The organism is Streptomyces sp. NBC_00287 (genome assembly GCF_036173105.1).
Taxonomy (GTDB): domain Bacteria; phylum Actinomycetota; class Actinomycetes; order Streptomycetales; family Streptomycetaceae; genus Streptomyces.
This window is the reverse complement of the sequence record NZ_CP108053.1, coordinates 1,230,022-1,241,143: the sequence shown is the minus strand read 5'-3', so window position 1 is coordinate 1,241,143 and position 11,122 is coordinate 1,230,022. Positions and strand designations below refer to the sequence as shown.

At 69.5% G+C, this 11,122-nt stretch carries 11 protein-coding genes; 5 read left to right on the top strand and 6 right to left on the bottom strand.

Features of this window, described 5'->3' with window-relative positions; translation table 11 throughout:
* Positions 1–48 precede the first annotated feature (48 nt).
* Positions 49–1,656, top strand: coding sequence for a peptide-N4-asparagine amidase (locus OHT76_RS05910; protein ID WP_328869681.1), 1,608 nt, complete (start codon positions 49–51; stop codon positions 1,654–1,656).
* Positions 1,657–1,838: 182 nt separating this feature from the next.
* Complete coding sequence (locus OHT76_RS05905) at positions 1,839–3,227, top strand: cation:dicarboxylate symporter family transporter (RefSeq protein ID WP_328869680.1); 1,389 nt, start codon at positions 1,839–1,841, stop codon at positions 3,225–3,227.
* Positions 3,228–3,319: 92 nt separating this feature from the next.
* Here OHT76_RS05905 and OHT76_RS05900 read toward each other — a convergent pair whose 3' ends face one another.
* A complete protein-coding gene (locus OHT76_RS05900; RefSeq protein ID WP_328869679.1) occupies positions 3,320–3,784 on the bottom strand; it encodes a MarR family winged helix-turn-helix transcriptional regulator in 465 nt (154 codons plus the stop codon).
* A 93-nt stretch (positions 3,785–3,877) separates the two neighbouring features.
* Between OHT76_RS05900 and OHT76_RS05895 the strand changes: the two genes are divergently transcribed.
* Complete coding sequence (locus OHT76_RS05895) at positions 3,878–5,680, top strand: ABC transporter ATP-binding protein (protein ID WP_328869678.1); 1,803 nt, start codon at positions 3,878–3,880, stop codon at positions 5,678–5,680.
* 43 nt (positions 5,681–5,723) lie between these two features.
* On the top strand, positions 5,724–6,575 hold the full coding sequence (mltG, locus tag OHT76_RS05890; RefSeq protein WP_328869677.1) for an endolytic transglycosylase MltG: 852 nt from the start codon (positions 5,724–5,726) through the stop codon (positions 6,573–6,575).
* A 12-nt stretch (positions 6,576–6,587) separates the two neighbouring features.
* Here mltG and OHT76_RS05885 read toward each other — a convergent pair whose 3' ends face one another.
* From OHT76_RS05885 to OHT76_RS44100, 5 genes are all read right to left on the bottom strand, one after another.
* Positions 6,588–7,658, bottom strand: coding sequence for an NAD(P)-binding domain-containing protein (locus OHT76_RS05885; RefSeq protein WP_328869676.1), 1,071 nt, complete (start codon positions 7,656–7,658; stop codon positions 6,588–6,590).
* Between the two features lie 42 nt (positions 7,659–7,700).
* Complete coding sequence (locus tag OHT76_RS05880) at positions 7,701–8,714, bottom strand: ABC transporter substrate-binding protein (protein ID WP_328869675.1); 1,014 nt, start codon at positions 8,712–8,714, stop codon at positions 7,701–7,703.
* A gap of 24 nt (positions 8,715–8,738) precedes the next feature.
* Positions 8,739–9,473, bottom strand: coding sequence for an ABC transporter ATP-binding protein (locus OHT76_RS05875; RefSeq protein WP_328869674.1), 735 nt, complete (start codon positions 9,471–9,473; stop codon positions 8,739–8,741).
* Positions 9,446–10,321 (bottom strand): ABC transporter permease, encoded by an 876-nt coding sequence (locus tag OHT76_RS05870; RefSeq protein WP_328869673.1) that lies wholly within the window; start codon positions 10,319–10,321, stop codon positions 9,446–9,448. Before OHT76_RS05870 ends, OHT76_RS05875 begins: the two co-directional genes overlap by 28 nt.
* Before the next feature lie 80 nt (positions 10,322–10,401).
* Positions 10,402–10,485, bottom strand: coding sequence for a putative leader peptide (locus OHT76_RS44100; protein WP_313884353.1), 84 nt, complete (start codon positions 10,483–10,485; stop codon positions 10,402–10,404).
* 123 nt (positions 10,486–10,608) lie between these two features.
* On the opposite strand from OHT76_RS44100, the gene OHT76_RS05865 reads away from it, so the two are divergent.
* A complete protein-coding gene (locus OHT76_RS05865; protein ID WP_328869672.1) occupies positions 10,609–11,031 on the top strand; it encodes a secondary thiamine-phosphate synthase enzyme YjbQ in 423 nt (140 codons plus the stop codon).
* The last annotated feature ends 91 nt before the right edge of the window (positions 11,032–11,122 follow it).

Sequence of the window (11,122 nt, the reverse complement as noted above, 5' to 3'; positions counted from 1 at the left end):
TACGAGGCCCCATTGCGCGGTCCCCCAACACCCCCGTAGAACACGGCCATGAAGAGACGGATCGTCATGTCCATGCTCGCCGGAGCGACCCTCCTGGCGAGCACGCTCCTCGGGGCGAACCCCGCGTCCGCCCAACACGTCGACGTCCCCGCCGAGTTCGGCTCCGACTGGCACGACCCGGTCACCGCCGCCCCGCCCGTCACCGCCCCGGACACCAGATCCTGCCAAGTGACCCTGGCCGAGGCGCAGTTCCGCGACTTCACGCCGTACCGGGGGACGTACACCCCGCCCGAGGGCTGTGGCGACCGCTGGAACAAGGTCGTGCTGCGCCTCGAAGGCAAGGTCAAGGGCCGCCAGTACGACCGCCTCGGCCATGTCAGCGTGGGTGGGGTCGAGATCTTCCGTACGTCGACCCCGCAGCCCTCACCGGACGGCATCGCATGGTCCGTCGAGAAGGACGTCACGCGCTACAGCGACACCCTCCGCGAGCGCCAGGACGTCGAGATGCTCATCGGCAATGTCGTCGACGACACCTACACCGGGATCATCGACGTGAAGGTCACCCTGACCTTCTACACCGGCAAGACCGCCCAAACCCCCGACCGCGTCCTCCCCCTGACCGACGGCACCACCCTCACCACCCCGCGCAACAGCGAACGCATCGTCGCCGAGGTGTACGCCACCGGATCCGGCGGCGGCTGCGAGGAGTACTGGTATCTGACGGTGCCCGACTCGGCGCCGTACTCCTGCCAGGCCGCCGATGGCCCCTACCGCGAGGTGCAGATCAGGGTGGACGGCCAACTGGCCGGTGTCGCCGCGCCGTTCCCGCATGTGTGGACCGGCGGCTGGTCAAACCCCTTCCTCTGGTACGTCGTTCCGGGGCCGCGCGCCTTCGATGTCAAGCCGATCGAATACGACCTGACGCCGTTCGCCGGGATCCTCAACGACGGTCGGCCGCACGACATCCAGATCTCCGTCGCCGGACTGCCCGAAGGCCGGCCCGGCTGGAGCGCCCCCGTCAACGTCCTCGTCTGGCAGGACGAGGGCCGCGCACACGTCAGCGGAGCGCTCACCGCGCACCACGACAAGGGGCTCACCAACTCCTCGACCCACACGCCCGGTTCGGAGCACCAGGTGGACACCGAGAGCGGGCACCGGCTGACCGTCGCCGGATACGTCGACACCTCGCACGGTCGGGTGACCACCACCGTCCGCCGGTCGCTGGCGCACACCTCCGCCCATCGCTGGACCGACGGCGAGACCATGGACGCACTCGACGCGACCTGGCGCGACGACGAGTCGGTCACGGTAGACGGACGCGGACCGGCGAAGACGACGCGCACGCAACGGACGTACACGATGGACGGCACCACCACGCTCGGCGCGGACGACCGGCTGCGCACCGTGCTGACCCTCGGCGACCGGGCCTCGGCCGCCACCACGAGCGACGGGCGGCGCACCGCCTGGTCAAGGCTCGACGACACCTACACCGGTGACGCGACCTGGACCGTGAACGTCCCGCGCGATCAGCGCCATGCGGTCGGCACGTCGAGCGAGCGCTACCGGCTGTACGGCTCGCACATCTCCGGCGGTTGCTACGACCGCTCGCTGGCCACCGAGCAGGGCGTGCTCACGGAGGACCGCGAGGTCTGCTGAGGCCGGGCTGAGCCCAGTGGTGTGCGACGCGTCACGGGAGGCGTGATTTACACGGCGGCAACGCGGCGGTTTTCTGCGCGATCAACAGCACGGCCAAAGTGATCTCCACGGAAGCCGCTTTCCGTATCGCAGAAGTACCGCCCCGGCTTCTGTGCGCCGCCGCTCGTCCCCAAGGAGTGCCCGTGCCGCCGTCCGTCCCGTCCCTGCCGCGACGCGTCGCACGCATACTGCGTACCTCTCTCTTCGCGCAGGTCGCCTGCGCGCTCGTGCTCGGAATCGCCGTAGGAAAGCTGTGGCCCGGCTTCGCCGCCGAACTCCAGCCGCTCGGCGACGGGTTCACCCGGCTGATCAAGACGATCATCTCGCCGCTGGTGTTCTGTGTGGTCGTCGTCGGCATCGCAAAAGCCGGTGACCTCAAGGCCTTTGGCCGGATCGGGCTCAAGGCGCTGATCTGGTTCGAGGTCGCGAGCACCCTCGCACTGCTGATCGGGTTGCTCGCCGCCAACGTTGTCCAGCCGGGCTCGGGAATGAACGTCGACCCGGCCACCCTCGACTCCTCGGCGGTGGACGCGAAGACGGGCGGCGGTTCACTGCCGTCGACGACCGAGTTCGCCCTGGAGGCGCTGCCCACCAGTTTCATCGGCGCCTTCGCCGAGAACTCCCTGCTCCAAGTCCTCATCCTGGCCTGTCTGGTGGGCGCCGCGCTGCTGCACCTCGGCCACACCAAGGTGCCGCAGGTGCTGCCCGCCATCGAGCAGGCCCAGGAGATCATCTTCGCGATCGTCGGCTTCGTCATGCGTCTCGCCCCGATCGCCGTGTTCGGCGCGATGGCCGTCCTGATCGGCCAGTACGGCCTCGGTGTGATCGAGACCTACGCCAAGCTGATCGTCCTGTGCTACGCCGCCGCGGCTCTCTTCATCGCGCTCCTCGCCGTCGCCCTGAAGGTGCTCACCGGGCTCAGCCTCTGGAAGTTCCTGCGCTACATCCGCGAGGAGATGCTCCTCGCGCTCGGCACCGCCTCGACCGAGTCCGTCATGCCGCGCGTGATGCAGAAGCTGCGCAAGGCCGGTGCCCGCGACGACGCCGTCGGCCTGGTGCTGCCGACCGGTTACTCCTTCAACCTCGACGGCGCCTCGCTCTACCTCTCCATCGGCACGCTGTTCATCGCGCAGGCCGTGGGCGTCGACCTAAGTCTCGGCCAGCAGATCACCGTGATCCTGGTGCTCATGCTGACCAGCAAGGGCATGGCGGGCATCCCCGGTTCGGCCTTCCTCGCCCTGTCCGCGACCGCCTCCTCGCTCGGCGCGATCCCGGCGGGCGCCGTCGCCCTGCTGCTGGGCGTGGACCGGATCATGGACTCGATGCGCGTCGTCACGAACCTGCTCGGCAACTGCGTCGCCGTGTTCGCGGTGTCCCGCTGGGAGGGGGCGCTGGACCTGGCCCAGGCGAAGAGGACCCTGGACGGGGAAGTGGCGGCACCGGCCGAGAAGCCGGTCACGGAACCGGCCGAGAAGCCGGTCAAGGAGCCGGCCGAGCAGCCGGCCAAGGAGTCGGTCTCAGAGGCCAGTTGACGATCGTACGGCCGGCCGCCACCGGCCGTACGGCAGTTGCCATGACGCTCAGCAGGCTGCCCCGCACCCCACCCGCACCGCAGGGTTGACGCTCAGCAGCGCCCCTCACCGTCCACCAGCGTGTCCAACAGCCCCCCAAGCACCGCGCGCTGCTCATCAGTCAGCGGCGCCAGGATCTCCTGCGCCGCCGACCGGCGCGCCCCATGCAGCGCCCGCAGCGCCTTCAAGCCGTCGTCCGTGAGTTCGATCCGGATCACCCGCCGGTTCGTCGGATCCGGCGCCCGGCGCACCTTGCCGCTAGCCTCCAGCCCGTCGACCAGCGAGGTGACGGCCCGCGGGACCACCTCCAGGCGCTCGGCGAGGTCGGCCATCCGGGGCGGCGAGGGATAGTGCGCGAGGGTGCGCAGCAGCCGGGACTGGGCCGGAGTGACACCCAGCCCGGACTGCTCGATGTGCCGTTTCTGGATCCGGTGCACACGCCGGGTGAACCGCAGCAGCTGCTCGGCGAGCGGGCCGTCGTCGGTATCGGAGGCGGTCACGGGATCGGGGGAGGTCATACGGGAACAATATCAGGAGCAAGTTCATTGTGAGTATAGGTAACAATGAGCTAAGCTCCGTCAGTCCCGTCCTCACCCCTCCCGTAGGAGCCCATGCATCCCGATCACGAACCCGCCTGGACACCGCCGGCCGATACCGAAGAGCAGCCCCGGCAGGTGCGCCGCATCCTGCGTCTGTTCCGTCCCTACCGCGGCCGCCTCGCCGTCGTCGGCCTGCTGGTCGGCGCCGCGTCGCTGGTGTCCGTCGCGACCCCGTTCCTGCTGAAGGCGATCCTCGACGTCGCCATTCCCGAGCGCCGCACCGGGCTGCTCAGCCTGCTCGCGCTCGGCATGATCCTCAGTGCAGTGCTCACCAGCGTCTTCGGCGTTCTGCAGACCCTGATCTCCACGACCGTCGGTCAGCGCGTCATGCACGACCTGCGCACCGCCGTCTACGGCCGTCTCCAGCGCATGTCGCTCGCCTTCTTCACCCGGACCCGCACCGGCGAGGTGCAGTCCCGCATCGCGAACGACATCGGCGGTATGCAGGCCACCGTCACCTCCACCGCCACCTCACTGGTCGCCAACTTCACCAGCGTGGTCGCCACGATCATCGCGATGCTCGTCCTCGACTGGCGGCTGACCGCGGTCTCGCTGCTGCTGCTCCCGGTGTTCGTGTGGATCAGCCGTCGGGTCGGCAACGAACGCAAGAAGATCACCACCCAGCGCCAGAAGCAGATGGCCGCGATGGCCGCCACGGTCACCGAGTCGCTCTCCGTCAGCGGCATCCTGCTGGGTCGCACGATGGGCCGCTCCGACTCGCTCACCAGCGCATTCGCCACGGAGTCCGAGGAACTCGTCGACCTCGAAGTGCGTTCGAACATGGCCGGCCGCTGGCGCATGGCCGTGATCACGATCGTCATGGCCGCGATGCCCGCCGTCATCTACTGGACCGCGGGCCTTGCCCTCCAGGTCGGCGGCCCCGAGGTCTCGCTCGGCACCATCGTCGCCTTCGTCTCGCTCCAGCAGGGCCTGTTCCGCCCGGCCGTCAGCCTGCTCGGCACCGGCGTCCAGATCCAGGCCTCGCTCGCACTCTTCCAGCGCATCTTCGAGTACCTCGACCTGCCGATCGACATCACCGAACCGAAAGGCCCCATCCACCTCGACAAGATCAAGGGCGAGGTCCGCTTCGAGAACGTCGAGTTCCGCTACGACGGCGCAGGCGCCCCCATCCTCGACGGCGTCGACGTCACCGTCCCGGCCGGCGGCTCGCTCGCGGTGGTCGGCCCGACCGGCGCCGGCAAGTCCACGCTCGGCCATCTGGTGCCGCGGCTGTACGACGTGACCGGCGGCCGGGTCACCCTCGACGGGGTCGACGTACGCGACCTGGACTTCGACACCCTGGCCCGTGCGATCGGCGTCGTCTCGCAGGAGACGTACCTCTTCCATGCCTCGGTCGCCGACAACCTGCGCTTCGCCAAGCCGGACGCCACCGACGAGGAACTGCACGAGGCGGCGAAGGCGGCGCAGATCCACGACCACATCGCCTCGCTGCCCGACGGCTATGACACGGTCGTCGGAGAGCGCGGCTACCGCTTCTCCGGCGGCGAGAAGCAGCGCCTGGCCATCGCCCGGACCATCCTGCGCGATCCGCCGGTGCTGATCCTCGACGAGGCGACCAGCGCCCTGGACACCCGTACCGAGCGGGCGGTGCAGGAGGCCATCGACGCGCTCTCGGCCGACCGCACCACGCTCACCATCGCGCACCGGCTGTCCACCATTCGGGGTGCCGACCAGATCGTGGTCCTCGACTCCGGACGGACCGTCGAACGCGGTACGCACGAGGAGCTGTTGGAGCGGGACGGGCGATATGCGGCGCTGGTCCGCCGGGACGCCCAACTGGAGCCGACAAGATGAAGATATGCCGGGTTTGTGAGCTTTAGCGGGTTACCGTGCCCGCATGCACATGAACACTCCGTCACGGAGCACGATTCGACTGACGCGCCGGGGCCGAATCGCCCTCATCGCGACCGGGGCCGTCGTGGCCGGCACCGCCGTGGCGGTGCCGCTGCTGAGCGCGGGCAGTGAGGGCGAGGAGAAGCCCACCACCCTGGTGATCCCGGAGGGCTGGCGGTCCGGCCAGGTCTACGAGGCCGTCGACAAAGCGCTCGCCCTGCCCGCGGGCACCACCAAGAAGTCCCTGGCCAAGGCGGCTCTGAAGCTGCCGAACGACGCCGAGGGCAACCCGGAGGGCTATCTCTTCCCGGCGACGTACCCCCTGGAGACCAACGGCAAGAAGGCGACGCCCGAGCAACTGCTGTCGTCCATGGTCGACACCGCCAACAAGAAGTTCAACGGCGCCCCGATCGCCGCGGGTGCCCAGCGCAACGCGATGAACGTCTATCAGGCGGTCACCATCGCGAGCATCATCCAGGCCGAGGCGGCGACCAAGGCCGACATGGGCAAGGTGGCCCGGGTCGTCTTCAACCGGCTCGAGCGCGGCATGCCGCTTCAGATGGACTCCACCATCAACTACGCGCTCAACCGCTCAACGCTGAAGACCACGGTGGCCGACACCCGGATCGAGAGTCCCTACAACTCGTACCAGCGCATGGGGCTGCCCCCGACCCCGATCGACAGCCCGGGCGAGGACGCAGTGCGCGCCGCGATCAGCCCTACGCCGGGCGACTGGCTGTACTTCGTCACGGTCAAGCCGGGCGACACCCGCTTCACCGCCGACTACGCCGAGCACCAGCGCAATGTCGCCGAGTTCAACCGCAACCAGCAGAGCAGCTCGCCGAAGGCCAAGTGACCGGGCGGGACATCACGCGGCCACCGGCTGCTCCTTTGCCAGCAGCCGCCTGATGTCCCGTACGGCCGCGCGGCCCGCCCGGTTGGCGCCGATGGTGCTCGCCGACGGACCGTAGCCCACGAGGTGGATCCGCGCATCGGCGACCGCCCTGGTCCCCTCGATACGAATACCGCCGCCCGGCTCCCGCAGCTTCAGCGGCGCCAGATGGTCGATGGCGGCCCGGAAACCGGTCGCCCACAGAATGACGTCGGCCTCCACGCGCCGGCCGTCGGCCCACTCCACGCCGTCCGGAGTGATCCGGTCGAACATGGGCTGCCGGTCGAGCACCCCGTCCGCGAGGCCCTGACGGATCGCGTCGTTGAGGGGCAGCCCGGTCACCGACACCACGCTCTTCGGCGGCAGCCCCTGCCGCACCCGCTCCTCCACCAGCGCCACCGCCGCCCGCCCCGCGTCCTCGCCGAAGGGCCCCTCGCGGAAGACCGGGGGCCGCCGGGTGACCCAGGTGGTGGAAGCGGCGTAAGGGGCGATCTCCAACAGGTGCTGGGTCCCGGACGCACCCCCGCCCACGACGACCACCCGCAGCCCCGCGAACTCCTCGGGCCCCGGGTACTGCGCGGTGTGCAACTGCCGCCCCCGGAAGGTCTCCTGACCGGGGTAGCGGGGCCAGAACGGCCGGTCCCAGGTGCCGGTGGCGTTGATCAGCGCCCGGGTCGACCAGACCCCGGCCGAGGTCTCGACGAGCAGTCGCCCGCCGTCCCCCTCGCGCACCGCCTTCACCTCCACCGGCCGACGCACCTTCAGATCGAAGGTGCGCTCGTAGTCGGCGAAGTATCCGGCGATCACCTCGGCGGACGGCCGCGCCGGATCGGCCCCGGTCAGCTCCATGCCCGGCAGGGCGTGCATCCCGTGCACCTTGCCGTACGTCAGCGAAGGCCACCGGAACTGCCAGGCGCCGCCCGGACCGGGGGAGTGGTCCAGCACGACGAAGTCGCGGTCCGGCTCGAACCCGGAGCGCCGCAGGTGATAGGCGCCGGCCAGTCCTGCCTGTCCGGCGCCTATGACGACTACCTCGGTGTTGTTCACGTTTCCACTAACCGCACCGGGGCCGGAGATCTTCCCGGCAGGTCACTGCCTGGCCGGCGTGGTCGACGGCGGGAGGTCGCCGTTGAACCGCCGGTCCACGAAGTCGGCGAAGTCGACCTTCTTCGGGATGAGCTTCAGCTCGGTGAAGGCGTCGGCGATCTCCTGCTCGGAGGCGATGAGCGGCTCGTCGACCGCGACGGAGATCCGCGACGCGTTGGTCCGCCGCACCGAGGCCAGCGCGACCTCGTAGGGCAGCCCGGTGTCCTTCGCCCAGACCTCGGCCCACTCCTCCTGGTGGTCATGGACCCAGGCCGTGGCGCGCCGAAGCCGCTCGAGATAGTCCTCGATGGCGGCGGCCTTCTTCGTGTCGTCCAACGCGGCAGGCGCAGCCACCTGGAAGGTCAGACCGTTGGTGACCCCGTCGCCGGTCGTCAGAATCCGCCCCTGCTTGGCGTGGAGCACCTGAGAGGTGTACGGGTCCCACACGGCCCAGGCGTCGACCTTGCCGGAGGTGAACGCGGCGAGCGCGTCGGCCGGTTGCAGATACTTGACGTCGACGTCATCGAGCTTGAGCCCGGCCGCCTTGAGCGAGGCGACAAGCTGATAGTTGGCGGAGGACCCCTGCGCCACCGCTATGGACCGCCCCTTGAGCTGCTCGGTCTTCGTCAGCTTCGAATCGTTCGGTACGAGGATGGCGTCACCCTTGGACGTCCCGTGGAAGGCGGCCACCACCTTGATCTTCGAGCCGGCGCCGGCCGCGAAGACCGGCGGGGTGTTGCCGACCCCGCCGATGTCGACGGCCCCGGCGTTGACGGCTTCCAGGAGTGGTGGACCGGAGGTGAAGGTGGACCACTTGATCTTGTAGTCGAGGTTCTTCAGTTCTCCGGCGGCCCGCAGGATGGCCTCCGAACCGCCCTTCTGGTCACCGACGTTGAGCGTGAGAGAGCCCTGCCCGTCCGTGTCCGTCGAGGTCGAGGCGGCCGAGTTCCCGCCGCACGCGGTGAGCAGGAGGGCGAAGGGGAGGAGCAGAGCGGCGGGGACGAGGCGTCGTCGCATGGTGGTTCCGTTCTCGGGGATGGGTCAGGCGGCTTCGGCACCGAGGCGCCGAAGGAGTCCGGCGCGCAGTGCGGCGAACCGGGGGTCGGTGATGTCGCGCGGCCGGTCGAGGTCGATGCGCTGCTCGTGGGCGATGACACCGTCGTCCATCACGAGCACCCGGTCGGCGAGGAGGACGGCCTCCTCGACGTCGTGCGTCACGAGCAGCACGGCGCAGCCGCGGCGCTGCCACAGCTCCCCGACGAGCCGCTGGGCCGTGATCCGGGTCAGCGCGTCGAGCGCGCCGAACGGCTCGTCGAGCAGGAGTAGATCGGGTTCGCGTACCAACGCCCGGGCCAGGGAGGCGCGTTGGGCCTCGCCGCCGGAGAGGGTCTTGGGCCAGGCGGTCGTACGGTGGCCGAGGCCGACCTCGTCGAGGGCCCGCTCGGCGAGGGCGCGTTCGGGCTTGCCGGGCAGGCCGAGCAGGACGTTGCGCCAGACCCGCTTCCATGGCATCAGACGGGGTGCCTGGAAGGCGACGGCTTTGCGGCGCGGCACCAGCACGGTGCCCTCGATCTCGCGGTCGAGCCCGGCGAGGATGCGCAGCAGCGTGGACTTGCCGCAGCCGCTGCGGCCGAGGAGGGCGACGAACTCGCCGGGCCGGATGTCGAGTTGAAGCCGGTCGATGACGGGGCGCCCGTCGAAGGAGCGGGTCAGCCCCTTGACATGCACGGCCTGTGCGGCCTTGGTGGTCACCGGCCGGTGAACGTCGGTCGCCATTGCAGCAGCAGCCTTTCGAGGGTACGGACGACGAGGTCGGCGAGCAGGCCGAGGAAGGCGTAGACGATGAGGCAGACGACGATCACATCGGTGCGCAGGAAGTCCCGGGCCTGCACCATCAGGAACCCGATGCCGGAGTCCGCGTTGACCTGCTCGGCGAAGACGAGGGCGAGCCAGGCGATGCCGAGGGAGTAGCGCAGTCCGGTCAGGGCGCCGGGCAGTGCTCCCGGCAGCACGACATGCCGTACCAGACCCCATCGCGAGAGCCCGAGCGACTCGCCGGCCTCGATCAACTGGGCGTCGACGCCGCGGATTCCGGCGTAGACGTTGAGATAGAGCGGGAAGGTGACACCGAGGGTGATGATGGCGATCTTCGGGGCCTCTCCGATCCCGAACCAGATGATGAAGAGCGGGATGAGCCCCACGAAGGGCACGGTCCGCAGCATCTGCACGGGGGCGTCGACGAGATCTTCGCCGATCCTGAACAGCCCGGAGACGAGGGCGAGTCCGGTGCCGATGACAGTGCCGAGGAGCAGTCCGCCCGCGACGCGCTGAAGCGAGGCGCCCATGGCGGAGGTGAGTGACCCGTCGCCGATGAGATCAGCGCCGACGTCGGCGATCCGGCCGGGCGAGGCGAGGACATCCGGGGCCAAGGCACCGGTGCTGCTGAGGAGTTGCCACAGGGCGAGCAGCAGCAGGGGGCCGGTGGTGCGGCGGAGCCAGCGGGGGAGGCGGGTGCGGCGGTCGGAGGCGGGGAGGAGGGGGACGAGATCGAGTGCGGGACCAGGGCCGGATACGGGGGATATATCAGCCTTGTCGGGGCTGGGTGGGGCATGACTGATGCTCATGGGGTGCTTCACGCCGGCAAGAGCGGCCGATAGGGGAGGTGAACGCGCCTGGGCGCGCACGCAAGAACGGGGGAGGGGCGTCAGCGACCGCGGCGACACGCGGCGGAGGCCACCCGCAGCAGGTCGATATGACCGCGCGTGGTGAGCAGGGCTGAACGCAACATGCCGCTGACCGTAATGAGATGCCGCTGCCCTGGTCAACGGGGGTCCGCAGAACTTCATGCCGGTGTCACACTCGGGCCGCGACGTGCCACACGCCGACCGTCGGATGCAGGAGGATGGAAGGCATGTCAGACGCCTTCACCACCCGAGTTCTGCAGGTCGCCTCCGGCTCCACGGAGACGGTCGTCGACCTCACCCACGACTGCGAGGCCTTCCTGCGGGAGGCGGCCGCGGGCAGGGACGGCCTGCTGAACATCTTCGTCCCCCACGCAACGGCAGGCATCGCCGTCATCGAAACGGGCGCCGGCAGCGACGACGACCTCCTGGCCGCCCTGCACACCCTGCTCCCCGCCGACGACCGCTGGCAACACCGCCACGGCAGCCCCGGCCACGGCCGCGACCACGTCCTCCCGGCCATCGTGCCTCCGCACGCGACGCTTCCGGTGCTGAACGGGCGACTGGAGCTGGGGACGTGGCAGTCGGTGTGCCTGGTGGACACCAACATCTCTAATACCAACCGTGAGGTGCGGTTGAGCTTCCTGGGATAGAACAAGATCGTTCTGTGTGTGGCCGCCGAATCTCCTTACCGTGTGCGCGGGACAGGAGAAGGCGATGCGCGCTGCAACCAGGAGCGAGATC